Here is a 15,342-nt window from a genome sequence, read left to right on the forward strand (position 1 = left end):
GTTGAGGCATTTTTGCGTTCAGCAACTTTCAGCCAATGATTGATGCGCGCATGACATCTCATGCCGGCTGTGACACGCTCCGTGGCGCACTCCGAACCCGGGCGGCTCCGGTGAGCGGCTTGGGTTCCCCCCACCCACAAGCTGTGGCAAGGAGAGCGACATGAAGTACACCCCCACCCTGACCGGCTTGGCCGCGCTGGTGATGGCGGTCGGCATCGGTGTTCCTACCTCGGCGTATGCGAGCGGTGCCGTCGCCGGCGCGGAGGTCGACGGCGTGATCGTCGTCTCCGGGAACACCTGTACATGGACCGGTGCCGACGCCAGTGCGACTCCGCCGAGCGCCCTCACCGTCGACCGGTCCACGATCAACAAGCCGGGCGGGAACCTGTCCTGCGGCGGGGGCATCACCGCCTCACTCAACAACAACCCGGCTTTCACCTTCGACGACGCCGCCGGTACGGCGACGACGGACGTCATCGACCTCACCGGGAAGCAGTCGTTCGTCTCCTGCCGCTACAAGGTGACGAACATCGTCTGGAACCGGGACGGGGCCACCAGGAAGTACGTGAACACGCCCTTCACGGCCACCAAGGTGTCGGGCTCGTTCCTGTGCCCGGGGTCCTTCAGCGCAGCGGCCGGGGAGGCTTCTGTCGTGTTCCGTTGATGCGTGGCGCCATCTCTGGTCGATGGCCGGTGCGGCGTTTCTCGCCGTGCCGGCCATCGGCGTGTGCCGCTTCTACAGGCGGCCGGCTGCCTTCAGGGCGAGATACGCGTCGGCCAGGGCCGGGGCGAGGGCGTCGGGGGAGGCGTCGACGACCGTGACGCCGTGGCGGCGGAGCTGGTCCGCGGTGCGGGAGCGCTGGGACCGGGTCTGGGTGGCCGCCGCGGCCTCGTAGACACCCTCGATGGTGCCGCGGGTCGTCGCCATGCGGGCGACGTGGGGGTCGGAGACCGAGGCGAGCAGGACCGTGTGGCGCTGGGCGAGCTGGGGCAGCACCGGGAGGAGCCCCTCCTCGACCGGTGCGGCGTCGAGGCTCGTCAGAAGGACGATCAAGGAGCGGCGGGGAGCTCGGGCGAGGGCCGTCGCGGCCAGGCCGCGGGCGTCCGTCTCCACCAGTTCGGGTTCGAGCGGGGCGAGGGCGTTGACCACGGCGGGCAGGACGTCGCCGGCGGAGCGGCCCTGGACCTGGGCGCGGAGGCGCCGGTCGTAGGCCAGGAGGTCCACGCGGTCACCGGCGCGGGAGGCGAGCGCGGTGAGCAGGAGGGCCGCGTCCATGGAGGCGTCCAGGCGGGGGACGTCGCCGACGCGGCCGGCCGAGGTGCGGCCGGTGTCCAGGACGATCAGGATGTGACGGTCGCGCTCGGGGCGCCAGGTGCGGACGGCGACCGTGGACTGGCGGGCGGTGGCCCGCCAGTCGATCGAGCGGGTGTCGTCGCCGGGGACGTACTCGCGGAGGCTGTCGAACTCCGTGCCCTCACCGCGTGTCAGGACGCTGGTGCGGCCGTCGAGTTCACGGAGACGGGCCAGACGGGACGGCAGGTGCTTCCGGCTGGTGAACGGGGGCAGGACGCGGACGGTCCAGGGGACCTCGTGGTGGCCCTGACGGGCGGCCAGGCCCAGGGGACCGTACGAGCGGACCGTGATCCGCTCGGCCCGGCGGTCGCCGCGGCGGGTCGGGCGCAGGCTCGTGGTGAGGCGGCGGCGTTCGCCGGAAGGGACTGTCAGGCGGTGGCGCGAGGCGGCCTGTTCGGTGCCGGGGCGCCAGCTGCTGGGCGGCCAGGCGTCGCGGAGCTGGGCGCGGAGGGGGCGGCGGGACCGGTTGGTGACGGTGAGCTGGACGTCTGCCTCGTCACCGAGTCGAACGGATGTGTCACTACTTCGGGTGAATTGGAGCGTTCGTACTGGCGCCGCCAGGAGGTAGTCGCACAGAATTGCGAGGGAGAGGGGCGCGTTCACCGCGAGCATCCCCGCCCAGCTGGGGGCGAGGATGCCGACGGGGATCGATCCGAGGGCGGCGAGCAGCGCTGTTCGTCCGGTGAGGGCCATGGGGCGCCGTTCTCAGCGGGGGACGGGGACGTGGGCGAGGATCGAGTTGATGACGGAGTCGGGGGTGACTCCTTCCATCTCGGCCTCGGGCCGCAGGTGGATGCGATGACGCAGGGTGGGGAGAGCGAGGGCCTTCACATCGTCCGGGGTGACGTAGTCCCGGCCGGTGAGCCAGGCCCAGGCGCGGGCGGTGGAGAGCAGGGCGGTGGCGCCTCGGGGAGAGACCCCGAGCGTGAGTGAGGGGGATTCACGCGTGGCACGACAGATATCGACGACATAGCCGGCGATCTCCGCGGAGACGGAGACCTTGGTGACGGCGGCCCGGGCGGCTTCGAGTTCGGCGGGGCCTGCGACGGGGCGGACACCGGCGGCCTTCAGGTCGCGGGGGTCGAAGCCCTCGGCATGGCGGGTGAGGACCTGGATCTCGTCCGCACGCGAGGGGAGAGGAACCGTCAGCTTGAGCAGGAAGCGGTCTAGTTGGGCTTCGGGGAGGGGGTAGGTGCCCTCGTACTCGACGGGGTTCTGGGTCGCCGCCACCAGGAAGGGCTCGGGCAGTGCGCGCGGGATGCCGTCGACGGTGACCTGGCGCTCCTCCATCGCCTCCAGGAGGGAGGCCTGGGTCTTCGGAGGCGTGCGGTTGATCTCGTCGGCGAGCAGGAGATTCGTGAAGACCGGGCCGGGCTGGAAGGAGAACTCGGAGGTCCGGGTGTCGTAGACCAGGGAGCCGGTCACGTCGCTCGGCATCAGGTCGGGGGTGAACTGGACGCGCTTGGTGTCGAGTTCGAGTGCGGCGGCGAGCGAGCGGACCAGCAGGGTCTTCGCGACGCCGGGCACGCCTTCGAGGAGGACGTGTCCGCGGCAGAGCAGGGCGACGACGAGACCGGTGACGGCGGGGTCCTGGCCGACCACGGCCTTTCCGATCTCGGTGCGCAGGGCCTCCAGGGAGGCGCGGGCGCTGTCCGAGTTCGCAACGGTCTCGGGGGTCGGGGCGCTCATGAGGTGCGTACCTCTCTTTCGAGGGCGTCGAGTTGGTCCGCCAGGCGGATCAGAGTGGCGTCGTCGGCGGGAGCCGGGCCGAAGAGGAGATGGCGGGGGTCCGCGGTGGTCTCGGGGAGACGGACGGAGAGTGCGGGGAGGAGGCGGTCGGCGGAGTGGGCGTCCTGGACGGGGACGCCGAGCAGCGGGGCGATCCGGGTGCGGGTCGCGGTGCGCAGTACCGAGGCGGCGCGGTCGCGGGCGTTCGCCTTGCGGTAGAGGCGGGCGCGGCCCTCGGTGGTCTCGGAGGCGCGGAGGGTGACAGGGAGGCGCTCGGTCACCAGGGGGCCGAGGCGGCGGGCGCGCCAGACGGCGGCGAGCAGGGCCGCGACCGCGAGCTGGAGCGTGCCCCACAGCCAGCCGGAGGGGATGAGGGAGAGGAAGCCGCCCGTGGTGCCGTCGTCGGGTGTGTCGGCGGTGGCGGAGGCATCGGTCAGGGAGGGGAGGTACCAGACGAGATGGGGCCGGGAGCCGAGGAGCTGCAGGGCGAGCGAGGCGTTGCCCTGCTGGTCGAGACGCTTGTTGTAGAGGATGTCGGGCGAACCGAGGAGGACGGTGTCGGTGGTGCCCCGCCCGGGGAGGCGGAGCAGGGTCGGCAGGCCGTCGGACGGGTAGCAGGAGTCGGCGGTGCTGCCGGGGGCGGTGAGGTAGCGCTCGCCGCCGAGGTCGACGGTGCCGGCGCGGGTGGCCTCCGCCAGGGTGCAGGAGGGGGCGCGGTGCTCCACGGGGGTGCTGGTGGAGCTGGTCACTCCCGGGGCGAGGGTGTCGAGGGAGGGCTGCCCCGCGCCGACGAGGATCGTGCGGCCGGCGGAGCCGGTCATGGCCTGGTGGAGCGTGGCCTGCTGAGACCGGGTCAGCAGGTCGGGCGTGGTGACCAGGAGGGTCGCGTCGGGGGTGGTCGCGGCGGTGGCCTCGTCGAGGGTGGTGACGAGGGTGAGCTCGATGCCACGGGTCCTGAGGAGTTCCGCGACGGCCCGGCTGCCGGTCGGGTCGGCGGAGCGGGGGTCGAGGGAGCCGTGGGAGTCGGAGGACCTCAGCGTCGCGAGGGCCAGGCCGCCGATGAGGATCAGGGCGAGGACGAGTGCCGCGCCGCGGGCCCGGGTCCAGAGCTGGCGGGGGGAGGCGGCGGTCGACGTGGTGCTGGTGGCCGGGCGGCTCATGCGGGTGTTCCCGTGGAGGCGGTGTCGAGGGTGGGACGGGTGCGCTCCAGGGCGGTGTCCAGTTCCTCGATGCGGCGGTACGCGGGCTCGTCGGCGGTACGGCCGCCGTACGTGACGTCGTCGAAGACGCGGACGGCGAGGCGGAGGTCGTCCGCGTGGGCCGGGAGGGAACGGCTCGCTTCGGCGGCGGCCTCGTCCGCGGTGCGGCCGGGGCGCGGGTCGAGCAGGGTGCGTTCCTCCAGGGAGCGGACGATGGCCCGGGTGCGTTCCTGGACGGCCTGGTTCCAGCGGCCGGCGGAGGCGTGGCGGGCGGCGGCCGCCCGGTGGTCGCGGGCGGTGCGGGGGCCGTCCGCGAAGAGGGAGTCGCCGGTGGTGGACGGTGCGCGGCGGGGGGTGCCGAGGCGCCACCAGAGGGCGGCGACCGCGGCGATCACGAACAGGACGATCGCGACGAGGCCGATCGCGCCGCCGGGCGTGGCGCCCGAGGCGGCGTCGAAGAGGTCGCCGACCCACTCCCAGAAGCGGTCGAGGCCGCGCTGGAGGAGGTTCGGGTCGTTCTCGTGGTACATCGGCTTGGACAGCTCCCGTTCCGCCGCCTCCTGGGCGGGGACGCGGGAGATGTCCACCGGGATCTCGTCGTCGGCGCGGAGCCGCGCCAGTGCCGTGGTCGTTCCCCCCGTGACCGTCACGGCATCAGCCTCCGACGGTCTGGGCGCCCGGGGCGGGGCCGTAGCCGGGGATGCCCGCGGCCCGTGCCAGTTCGAGGTCCAGGGCTTCGCGGCGGATGCGCTGGTCCACGTAGAGGAGGACCGTGACACCGGCCGAGATCGGGTAGGTGATCGCGCTGGTGATCACACCGCCGATGCCCGTGATGATCAGGAACGGCCAGCCGAAGGTGGTGGACGAGCCGGAGAGCATGTCGGAGAAGCCGTCTCCGTCGACCGCGATGCCGATGATGGTGAACGGGATCGCGATGATCATGGAGAAGATGAAGATCAGCAGCTGGGTGAGGAGCGTGATGCCGAAGATGCGCCACCACGCGCCCCGCACCAGCTTCGCCGAGCGCTTCAGGGACTGGACCACGCCGCCGCGCTCCAGCATCAGGGCGGGAGAGGCCAGGTTGAAGCTGATCATCAGCCAGACCACCGCCACCAGGGCACCGAGACCGCCGAGGAGCGTCAGGGCCACCCCCGCGGCGCCGCCGATCAGCAGACCGGGCAGCAGACCGACCAGGACGATGGCGGTGCTCATCGCGGCCAGCAGCAGCGTCAGGCCGACGAGCTGGAGGAGCCGCGGCCGGGCCTCCTGCCAGGCGGCGCCGAGCGAGACCGGACGGCCGAGGACGGCGCGGCTGATCACGACGGTCAGCAGGGCGGCGCTGACCAGCGATGCCATCAGCGTCACGAGGAGGGCGGGCCCCAGACCGACCAGGGACGACTGGGCGGCGTCGAGGGACTGCTCGAGCGCCTCGGCCGGAGTGGCGTCCGGGTTCGCCGCCGGAACGTCCGGGGAGAGATAGCGCTGGGCCAGGATGTCGGCGATCTGGGAGATCACCGCGACCGTGACCGTGATGGCCAGGACGGTGCGCCAGTAGGTGCGGAGGGTCTTCACCGCGCCGTCGAGGATCTCGCCCATGCCCAGCGGGCGCAGCGGGATCACTCCGGGCTTCGCGGCCGGCGGCCGGCCCCAGTGGGCGTTCGGGGGAGGAGCGCCCCAGCCCTGGCCCTGACCCTGGCCGGGGGCCGGGGGCGGGGTCTGGCCGGTCGGCGGGGACCACTGGCCGGCGGGCGGCTGGTCCTTGGACCACTGAGGGGCGGAGCCGTTCGCGTCGGCCGGAGCGGCGGGCCGGGGGACCCCGGAGCCGTTCTGATCGTCGGAGGGGGCGGATCCGGGCGAGGTCCAGCCCGGAGTGTCGTTCACGGTCGTCCACCTCGGAGGAATGGTCGCGGTGCCGGATCGGCGAACCGGCTCGGTCACGGCGGCCGACACCTGACGCGGCGGCGGGCCGGGTGCCATCGTGCCACGCGGGACCCGCCCGTGGGCCGGAGCGTCCGTGACCTTCGTACCTTCGTCCGGACCTTCATTGTGGGAGAGACAGACGGCACACTGTGCGGATACCCGATCATCTCGCGCGAACCGTGCGGTGGCGGGCCGAGCGGGGCGCGATCGACGGGATCGCGGGTCCGGGCTGGGGGAGGCGCTGTGGGGCAGGTCACGGCAGGTAACGATTGGCTAATGGGATGATGTCGATATGAAGGGACGCGTTCTTGTCGTCGACGACGACACCGCACTGGCCGAGATGCTCGGCATCGTGCTGCGGGGTGAAGGGTTCGAGCCGTCGTTCGTCGCGGACGGTGACAAGGCGCTTGCCGCATTCCGGGAGGCCAAGCCTGACCTGGTGCTGCTCGACCTGATGCTGCCCGGGAGGGACGGCATCGAGGTGTGCCGCCTGATCAGGGCCGAGTCGGGTGTGCCGATCGTCATGCTCACTGCGAAGAGCGACACCGTCGACGTGGTCGTGGGTCTGGAGTCCGGGGCCGACGACTACATCGTCAAGCCGTTCAAGCCGAAGGAGCTCGTGGCCCGTATCCGGGCACGGCTGCGGAGGTCCGAGGAGCCTGCGCCCGAGCAGCTCACCATCGGTGACCTCGTCATCGACGTGGCGGGGCACTCCGTGAAGCGGGACGGGCAGTCCATCGCCCTGACCCCGCTGGAGTTCGACCTGCTCGTCGCGCTGGCGCGCAAGCCGTGGCAGGTGTTCACCCGCGAGGTGCTCCTCGAGCAGGTCTGGGGCTACCGCCACGCGGCGGACACCCGACTGGTGAACGTGCACGTGCAGCGGCTGCGCTCGAAGGTCGAGAAGGACCCCGAGCGGCCCGAGATCGTGGTGACCGTGCGAGGCGTCGGATACAAGGCGGGACCGAGCTGACATGAGTACAGGCAGTACTGCTCCGAAGCCCGGGGACCCGGGAGACCGTACGGGGCGGGCTGCCGGACCGGGGCGGGGGGGCTCGCGTTCCGGCCGTCCGCCGCGGGGCGGACGGCTGTTCCGGGACGGGACGCCGGGCGGACCCGTCCTCCGGCTCTTCGCGCGCTGGGTGCGCCGACCGCTGCTGCCCGCCGTGCGGCTGTGGCGGCGCAACATCCAGCTGCGGATCGTCGCGGGCACCCTGCTGATGTCGCTCGGCGTGGTGCTGCTGCTCGGCCTGGTCGTGATCGGCCAGGTCCGCAACGGACTGCTCGACGCCAAGGAGAGGGCCGCCCAGAGCCAGGCCGCCGGCGGGTTCTCCGCCGCCCAGGACCGGGCGGCGACGACTCCCTCGGCACCCGGCCAGCAGGACGGCGCGCGGGCCGGTGCCTCCGTGAACTGGCGCTCGACCCTGGTCGAGCAGCTCGCCAGTGGCGGCCAGAGCGCCTTCAACGTGGTCGCGCTCTCCCTCGACACCGGTGACGCCGCGAGCCGCGGCGCCCGGGCCTCCGGAGAGGTCGATCCGACCACCAGCATCCCCGCGGAACTGCGGCACCAGGTGGCGCAGGGCACGGACACCTTCCAGAAGTTCACCCGCATCCACTACACCAGCGGGAAGTCGTCCGAGGCCGGTCTGGTGATCGGCAAGCGGCTGAACGACGCCGAGGGCACGCAGTACGAGCTGTACTACCTCTTCCCGCTGACCCAGGAGGAGGACTCCCTCACCCTGGTCAAGGGCACCCTCGCGACCGCCGGGCTCTTCGTCATGGTGCTGCTCGGCGCCATCGCCTGGCTCATGGTGCGCCAGGTCGTCACGCCGGTACGGATGGCCGCCGGGATCGCCGAGCGGCTCTCGGCAGGCCGCCTCCAGGAACGTATGAAGGTCACCGGCGAGGACGACATCGCCCGACTGGGTGAGGCCTTCAACAAGATGGCCCAGAACCTCCAGCTCAAGATCCAGCAGCTGGAGGAGCTGTCGCGGATGCAGCGGCGGTTCGTCTCGGACGTCTCGCACGAGCTGCGCACCCCGCTCACCACGGTCCGGATGGCCGCCGACGTCATCCACGAGGCCCGGGTCGACTTCGACCCGATCACCGCCCGTTCCGCCGAACTCCTCGGCGACCAGCTCGACCGCTTCGAGTCGCTGCTCGCCGACCTTCTGGAGATCAGCCGCTTCGACGCGGGAGCGGCCGCCCTGGAGGCCGAGCCGATAGACCTGCGGCAGGTCGTGCGCCGGGTCATCGGCGGCGCCGAGCCCCTCGCCGAACGCAAGGGCACCCGGATCGTGGTCGTCGGCGACACGCAGCCCGTGGTGGCCGAGGCGGACGCCCGCCGGGTCGAGCGGGTGCTGCGCAACCTCGTGGTCAACGCCGTCGAGCACGGCGAGGGCAAGGACGTGGTGGTGAAGCTGGCCGCCGCCGGCGGCGCCGTCGCCGTCGCGGTGCGCGACTACGGCGTCGGGCTCAAGCCGGGCGAGGCGACCCGGGTCTTCAACCGCTTCTGGCGCGCCGACCCCGCCCGCGCCCGCACCACCGGCGGCACCGGCCTCGGCCTGTCGATCGCGGTGGAGGACGCCCGGCTGCACGGCGGCTGGCTCCAGGCCTGGGGCGAGCCCGGCGGAGGTTCGCAGTTCCGGCTCACCCTGCCGCGGACCGCGGACGAGCCGCTGCGGGGCTCCCCGATACCCCTGGAGCCCGAGGACTCGCGGCGCAACCGCGAGCAGGCGGCCGCCGGACGCGCCCAGGACAACGCACGCCTCGCGGCGGTGCCGGTGCAGCCCGCCGGCGACCGGCCGCAGCTCCCCGTACCGCCGAGGCTCCCCGCGCCGACGCGGGCGACCGTCGACCCGACGGCGCTGCCCGGCAGCGGTGCCCGGGTCGTGGCGCGTACGGCGGCGGAGAACGACGGTGCAGGGGCGGGTCCGGCCACGGCCGACGCACACGGGAACGCGGAGCGGGAGGACGGGACACGTGGGCGCTGACTCCTCACAGGGGCACGCGGGGCGGGGCTTCCGAAGGGGGCACGTGGCCTGGGGCTTCCCGGGCCTCCGCGGGGGGCACACCGCTCCGGACCTCCCTCCGGTGCAGGGCCGGGGCCGCGGTACGCGCGCGGTGGTGCTCGCCGCGTGCGGCGGACTCCTGGTGACCGGGTGCGCGACCATGCCCGACAGCGGCGACGTCCAGCCGGTCAAGGGGGCCAACCAGGGCGACTCGCAGGTACGGGTCTACGCGGTGGCGCCCCGGGAGAACGCCGACCCGGACGAGATCGTCGACGGCTTCCTCGAAGCCATGACCAGTGACGACCCCGGCTTCGCCACGGCCCGCAAGTACCTGACCAGCCAGGCGGCGCGGACCTGGAAGCCGGAGGAGAGCATCACCGTGCTCACCACCGCGCCCAACCGCGACCTCGCCGACCGGAACGCCGACCCCGACAACCAGGGCCGTTCCTACCCGCTCTCCGGCCGCAGGATCGCGACCGTGGACGACCGGCACGCGTACCAGCCGTACAGCCCCGCCGCGTACCTCCAGTCGATCCACGTCGTGCAGCAGCCCTCGGCCAACGGCAAGGGCAAGGAGTGGCGCATCGACAGCCTGCCGCCGGGCCTGGTGCTCGGCGAGGCCGATTTCCTGCGCAACTACCGGTCTGTCAACAAGTACTACTTCGCCTCGGGGGAGGACTGGGTCGTCGCCGACCCGGTCTACATCCGGCAGCGGCAGGACCCCGTCACCCGGATGGACCCGGTGACGCAGACGGTCCGGGCGCTCCTCGAAGGACCCACGGACTGGCTGAAGCCGGCCGTCGACTCCAGCTTCCCCTCCGGTACGGAGCTGCGGAAGGGCGTCACCACGCTCACGCCCGACGACCAGTCCACGCTCAAGGTGCCGCTGAACGGCAAGGCGGACCTGGTGGGAGGCGAGCCGTGCCGGCGGATGGCGGCGCAGCTGCTGTTCACGCTGCGCGACCTGACCTCGGTGAACGCCGAGCAGGTGGAGCTCCAGGGGTCGAGGGGCCAGGCGCTGTGCCGCCTGGGCAAGGGGCAGGCGACCGACGAGTTCGCCCCCGTGCGGAACACGGACCGGGACGAGAACCCGTACTTCGTCGACGAGCACCGCAAGCTGGTGATGCTGGTCGGCGCGGGCAAGGAGTCCAACGCGCCCGTCGAGGTGCCCGGCCCGTTCGGCAAGGGCACGCTGCGGCTCGGATCGGTCGCCGTGGACCGGGGCGAGACCCGGGCCGCGGGGGTCGCGGAGACCGGCCGCGAGCTGTTCGTCTCCTCCATCACCACCGAGGAGGAGGGGGCCCCCGCGATCCTGCGCAGCAAGGCCGTCAAGCCCACCGACCGGCTGTCCGCGCCCAGCTGGGACGGCCTGGGCAACCTGTGGATCGCCGACCGCGACCCCGCCGCGCCCCAGCTGTGGATGGTGCCGGACGGCACCGGCGACCCCGTCAAGGTGCGGACGCCGTGGCCGGCCGACGAGGCCAGGATCGAGTCGCTGCGGGTCTCCCCCGACGGGGTCCGGATCGCGCTCGTGGTCACCCGGGGCGGGGACACCACCCTGCAGATCGGCCGCATCCAGCGGCAGACGTCGGGCGACGAGCCGGTCGTCTCCGTGGACGACCTCCAGCCCGCCGCGCCCCGGATGGAGTCGGTCACGGCCGTCTCCTGGGCCGGTCCCAGCCGGCTCGTGGTGGTCGGCAAGGAGGCGGGCGGCGTCCAGCAGATCCGCTACCTCCAGACCGACGGCTCGACGTCGGCGTCCTCGGTGCTCCCCGGGCTGAACGGGGTGACGTCGGTGGCCGCGCCGTACAAGGGCTCCGCGCCGCTGGTCGCGGACTCCGGCAACGACGGCATCGTGCGGCTCGCGCCGGGCACGAACTGGCAGCCCGTGGTCAAGACCGGGATCTCGCCCGTCTATCCGGGGTAGCCGCCGCCCGGCTGCGGAGGGCCTCCGCCCAGGCCCTCCGCAGCCCACGAGGCTCCCGCGCGGCCCCCGGGGAGGCTGCGCGAAGCCTTCCGCGCGTGGCGGTCGCCGCCGTCCGCGGGCGGTTACCTGACGTACTCCGGGGGCACCCGCGAGGGGTTTTCCACAGGGGTGGCCGAGGCGCCCCGGAAGGCGCACAGTGGAGCCATGCGGGGGTGGTGGCGCGAGATCGCCGGGCTGGTGCTGCCGGTCGCCTGCGGAGGCTGCGGCAGGCAGCGCACCGAGCTGTGCCCGTCGTGCGAGGCCGCGTTGACCGGGGCGGGGAAGGGACCGCGCAGGGTGCGGCCGTCGCCCGAGCCGGCCGGGCTGCCCGTCGTCCATGCCGTCGCGCCGTACGCCGACGCCGTACGCGAACTGCTCATCGCCCACAAGGAACGCGGGGCGCTCCCGCTCGCCCGGCCCCTGGGCGGTGCCCTCGCCGCCGCCGTGGAGGCCGCTGCCGGGGGCGCCGAGGGCCTCGCGGCGCGACCGCTGCTCCTTGTACCGGTGCCCTCCTCACGGCGCTCCGTGCGGGCGCGTGGCCACGATCCGACGCGCCGGATCGCGCTGGCCGCGGCGGCCCGGCTGCGGGGCGCGGGACGGCGGGCGCGGGTCGTGCCGGTGCTGCGGCAGCGGCGGTACGTGGCGGACCAGGCGGGTCTCGGGGCGCGCGGACGGCTGGAGAACCTCTCCGGCGCGCTGGAGGTCGTGCCCGGCGGCGGGCGGCTGCTCCGGGCGGGAGAGGTGGTGCTCGTCGACGATCTGATGACCACGGGCGCCTCGCTGGCGGAGGCGGCGCGCGCTCTCGAAGACGTACACCCTTCGTTCATTCCTGGAATACCGCACGGCTTACCGAGTGGTTCGGCGCAGCGCGGATTCGAACAGCGGGCGGCGGCTGTGATCGCATCCTCTCCCGCTTCGTTCGAAATAAACCGGAACTCGCAAGGAACTTGGAACGTTGCAGGTGGTGAGAGGTGAAGGCACCCGAACGGAGGTATGTCTCGGTACCGGGTGCCGACACCCGTCCGAAGGGGCTATGTTCGGTTGTGAGGAATGGCGAAAGCCATCACCTAGCCGAATACATGGTTGCGCCTACAGGACAGGAGTTCAGGGCGAATTAACCTCTTGTCGATGGGGTGGGGATCTCGTCGACTGGGCAGGAGGAGGTGAAACTCGCCGAGTCCGAGCTCCGGTGACCGACCGGAGTCTGGTGCAAAGGGAGAAGCCCTGCGGCCGAGAGAGCCGACAGGGCGATCCGGGAACGGAGTTCTGCGTGGACATCGTCGTCAAGGGCCGCAAGACCGAGGTGCCCGAGCGGTTCCGCAAGCACGTGGCCGAGAAGCTGAAGCTGGAGAAGATCCAGAAGCTCGACGGCAAGGTGATCAGCCTCGACGTCGAGGTGTCCAAGGAACACAACCCGCGGCAGGCCGACAGGTCGGACCGCGTGGAGATCACTCTCCACTCCCGAGGCCCGGTGATCCGGGCGGAAGCCGCGGCGGCTGACCCGTACGCGGCCCTCGACCTCGCCAGCGACAAGCTCGAGGCACGACTGCGCAAGCAGCACGACAAGCGGTACACCCGCCGTGGAAACGGCAGGCTTTCGGCGGCGGAGGTCGGGGACGTGGTGCCCGGCGCCGCCCAGCTCAACGGAGACGGCCAGCTCGTCGCCGACGAGTCCGACAAGGTGCCCACCACGATGATGGGCTCGATCGAAGTCCAGGGCGAAGGCCCGCTGGTGGTCCGCGAGAAGACCCACCGGGCCGCACCGATGACGCTCGACCAGGCTCTCTACGAGATGGAGCTGGTCGGCCACGACTTCTACCTCTTCGTCGACTCCGACACGAAGCAGCCGAGTGTCGTCTACCGCCGACACGCTTACGACTACGGCGTCATCCACGTGGAGAGCGACCCGCTCGCCGAGGGTGGCGGCGCCGGTGGTGCGCTCGGCGGCTGACCGCCGTCTCGCGCCCCCACACCCCCATTGCCCCTCACGGTGCCCCTGGAGCGCTCTCCGCGCCCCCAGGGGCACCCCCGTGCGTCTGCGGATCGCCCCCGTTGCCGCCGGAGCATGAAAGCATGGCGTGCACGCCAACCGGTGCTCCCCGAGTAGCGGTTGGAGGACCGGAAACGACTTCAGGCCACGGCCTTCAGGGGGAGGAACGATGGCGGACAGCTTCGGGCCGGTGCTCAGCGGGCGCGAGCACGGTGGTGCGGTCCCGGAGGGATCGGAATCGGACAGCGGCGCGTTCCGCAAGGAGCCGATCCGGGTCCTCGTCGTGGATGACCATGCCCTCTTCCGCCGCGGACTCGAGATCGTCCTCGCGCAGGAGGAGGACATCCAGGTCGTCGGGGAGGCCGGCGACGGGGCGGAGGCCGTCGACAAGGCGGCCGACCTGCTGCCCGACATCGTCCTGATGGACGTACGGATGCCCCGGCGCGGCGGCATCGAGGCGTGCACCTCCATCAAGGAGGTGGCCCCCAGCGCGAAGATCATCATGCTGACGATCAGCGACGAGGAGGCCGACCTCTACGACGCGATCAAGGCGGGGGCGACCGGCTACCTCCTCAAGGAGATCTCCACCGACGAGGTCGCGACCGCGATCCGCGCGGTCGCCGACGGCCAGTCGCAGATCAGCCCCTCGATGGCGTCGAAGCTCCTCACCGAGTTCAAGTCGATGATCCAGCGCACCGACGAGCGCAGGCTCGTGCCGGCGCCCCGGCTGACCGACCGTGAGCTGGAGGTCCTCAAGCTCGTCGCGACCGGGATGAACAACCGGGACATCGCCAAGGAGTTGTTCATCTCCGAGAACACCGTGAAGAACCACGTCCGGAACATCCTGGAGAAGCTGCAGCTGCACTCCCGGATGGAGGCCGTGGTCTACGCGATGCGGGAGAAGATCCTCGAGATCCGGTAGCCGGGCGCCCTAACCCAGCGCCGCCACCAGGTCCTTCGCCAGTGCCGGGGTGTCCACGCGCTCCACCCTCACCGCGTCGCAGCCGACCCATTCGGCCGCCTCGCGCAGCGCCCGCGCCACCGCGGGCACGGACTTGGGACCGTCGAGCGACACCTGGCGGGCGACGAGCGTCCCGCCTTCCCGCGCCGGGTCCACCCGGCCGACCAGACGGCCGCCCGCCAGGACCGGCATCGCGAAGTAGCCGTGGATCCGCTTCTGCTTCGGCACGTACGCCTCCAGGCGGTGCGTGAAGCCGAAGATCCGCTCCGTGCGGGGCCGCTCCCAGATCAGCGAGTCGAACGGCGACAGCAGGGTCGTACGGTGCCGGCCGCGCGGCTCCGTGGCCAGCGCCGCCGGGTCCGCCCAGGCGGGCTTCCCCCAGCCCGCCACCGTGACCGGCACCAGGCCCGCCGCCTCGACCACCGCGTCGAACTGCTCCCCCTTGAGCCGGTGGTAGTCGGCGATGTCCGCGCGCGTGCCCACGCCCAGCGCCTCGCCCGCCTGCCGGACGAGCCGCCGCACGCACTCGGTGTCGTCCAGGTCGTCGTGGAGCAGGGCCTGCGGGATCGCCCGCTCCGCCAGGTCGTACACCCGCTTCCAGCCGCGCCGCTCGACCACGACCACCTCGCCGAACATCAGCGCCCGCTCGACGGCGATCTTGGTGTCCGACCAGTCCCACCACTCGCCCTTGTTCTTGGCGCCGCCCAGCTCGGTCGCCGTCTGCGGCCCCTCGGCGCGCAGCTGGTCGACGACCTTGTCGTACGCCCCGGCGGACAGCTCGTGGCCCCAGTGCGGGCGGCCGCGGTAGGCGCGCCTGCGGAAGGCGAAGTGCGGCCACTCCTCGATGGGCAGCACGCAGGCCGCGTGCGACCAGTACTCGAAGGCGTGGGGCCGTGCCGGAGGGGCGCCGTCGGGTCCGGTGGTCCAGTAGGCCTCCTCGACCGCCGTACGGCCGACGGCGCCCAGGCGCGCGTACGGGATGAGCTCGTGCGAGCGGGCGAGGACGGAGATCGTGTCGAGCTGGACCTGGCCGAGCCCGCGCAGCACGCCGCGCACTCCGGCGCGGCGGTCGGGCGCACCCAGGAAGCCCTGGGCTCGCAGGGCGATCCTGCGGGCGTCGTCGGCGGACAGTTCGGCGGCGGGGCGCGGCACAGTCGTCATGAACCGCACCCTAGGCCCCCGCACTGACAGTCCGGCGGGGGCGGTGCCGCCCGAG

13 protein-coding genes are annotated in these 15,342 nt (G+C 72.5%); 7 read left to right on the forward strand and 6 right to left on the reverse strand.

What is annotated here, in order from left to right; all coding sequences use genetic code 11:
* Positions 1-160 precede the first annotated feature (160 nt).
* Positions 161-664, forward strand: a complete 504-nt coding sequence (locus AMK27_RS26820) for a hypothetical protein (RefSeq protein WP_073913279.1) — start codon at positions 161-163, stop codon at positions 662-664.
* A gap of 72 nt (positions 665-736) precedes the next feature.
* Here AMK27_RS26820 and AMK27_RS26825 read toward each other — a convergent pair whose 3' ends face one another.
* Genes AMK27_RS26825 through AMK27_RS26845 form a run of 5 tightly spaced genes read right to left on the reverse strand, consistent with a single transcriptional unit; the run spans position 737 to position 6,162 of the window.
* Positions 737-2,047, reverse strand: coding sequence for a DUF58 domain-containing protein (locus AMK27_RS26825; protein ID WP_073913281.1), 1,311 nt, complete (start codon positions 2,045-2,047; stop codon positions 737-739).
* Positions 2,048-2,059: 12 nt separating this feature from the next.
* Complete coding sequence (locus AMK27_RS26830; RefSeq protein WP_073913283.1) at positions 2,060-3,043, reverse strand: AAA family ATPase; 984 nt, start codon at positions 3,041-3,043, stop codon at positions 2,060-2,062.
* Entirely contained in the window at positions 3,040-4,242 is a 1,203-nt protein-coding gene (locus AMK27_RS26835) for a DUF4350 domain-containing protein (RefSeq protein ID WP_073913286.1), read from the reverse strand. Before AMK27_RS26835 ends, AMK27_RS26830 begins: the two co-directional genes overlap by 4 nt.
* Positions 4,239-4,931 carry a DUF4129 domain-containing protein gene (locus AMK27_RS26840; protein WP_073913289.1) on the reverse strand — a complete coding sequence of 231 codons (693 nt, stop codon included), beginning with the start codon at positions 4,929-4,931 and terminating at the stop codon, positions 4,239-4,241. Before AMK27_RS26840 ends, AMK27_RS26835 begins: the two co-directional genes overlap by 4 nt.
* A gap of 4 nt (positions 4,932-4,935) precedes the next feature.
* Positions 4,936-6,162: a DUF7544 domain-containing protein gene (locus AMK27_RS26845; protein ID WP_073913291.1), complete on the reverse strand. Its 1,227-nt coding sequence runs from the start codon at positions 6,160-6,162 to the stop codon at positions 4,936-4,938.
* 331 nt (positions 6,163-6,493) lie between these two features.
* Between AMK27_RS26845 and mtrA the strand changes: the two genes are divergently transcribed.
* From mtrA to AMK27_RS26875, 6 genes are all read left to right on the forward strand, one after another.
* Positions 6,494-7,171, forward strand: coding sequence for a two-component system response regulator MtrA (gene mtrA, locus AMK27_RS26850; RefSeq protein WP_010356958.1), 678 nt, complete (start codon positions 6,494-6,496; stop codon positions 7,169-7,171).
* A 1-nt stretch (position 7,172) separates the two neighbouring features.
* Positions 7,173-9,191 (forward strand): MtrAB system histidine kinase MtrB, encoded by a 2,019-nt coding sequence (mtrB, locus tag AMK27_RS26855; protein WP_073913294.1) that lies wholly within the window; start codon positions 7,173-7,175, stop codon positions 9,189-9,191.
* Between the two features lie 178 nt (positions 9,192-9,369).
* The gene (locus AMK27_RS26860; RefSeq protein WP_107425697.1) at positions 9,370-11,136 is read left to right on the forward strand and encodes an LpqB family beta-propeller domain-containing protein; all 1,767 of its coding nucleotides are present in this window, start codon (positions 9,370-9,372) and stop codon (positions 11,134-11,136) included.
* Positions 11,137-11,340: 204 nt separating this feature from the next.
* A complete protein-coding gene (locus tag AMK27_RS26865) occupies positions 11,341-12,150 on the forward strand; it encodes a phosphoribosyltransferase (protein WP_073913295.1) in 810 nt (269 codons plus the stop codon).
* 295 nt (positions 12,151-12,445) lie between these two features.
* Positions 12,446-13,126, forward strand: coding sequence for a ribosome hibernation-promoting factor, HPF/YfiA family (hpf, locus tag AMK27_RS26870; protein WP_055603779.1), 681 nt, complete (start codon positions 12,446-12,448; stop codon positions 13,124-13,126).
* A gap of 208 nt (positions 13,127-13,334) precedes the next feature.
* Complete coding sequence (locus AMK27_RS26875) at positions 13,335-14,087, forward strand: response regulator (protein ID WP_073913298.1); 753 nt, start codon at positions 13,335-13,337, stop codon at positions 14,085-14,087.
* 9 nt (positions 14,088-14,096) lie between these two features.
* Here AMK27_RS26875 and AMK27_RS26880 read toward each other — a convergent pair whose 3' ends face one another.
* Positions 14,097-15,287, reverse strand: coding sequence for a winged helix-turn-helix domain-containing protein (locus tag AMK27_RS26880; RefSeq protein ID WP_198955944.1), 1,191 nt, complete (start codon positions 15,285-15,287; stop codon positions 14,097-14,099).
* Positions 15,288-15,342: the final 55 nt, after the last annotated feature.

Origin of the sequence: Streptomyces sp. CB02009 (assembly GCF_001905825.1) — a bacterium.
Taxonomy (GTDB): domain Bacteria; phylum Actinomycetota; class Actinomycetes; order Streptomycetales; family Streptomycetaceae; genus Streptomyces.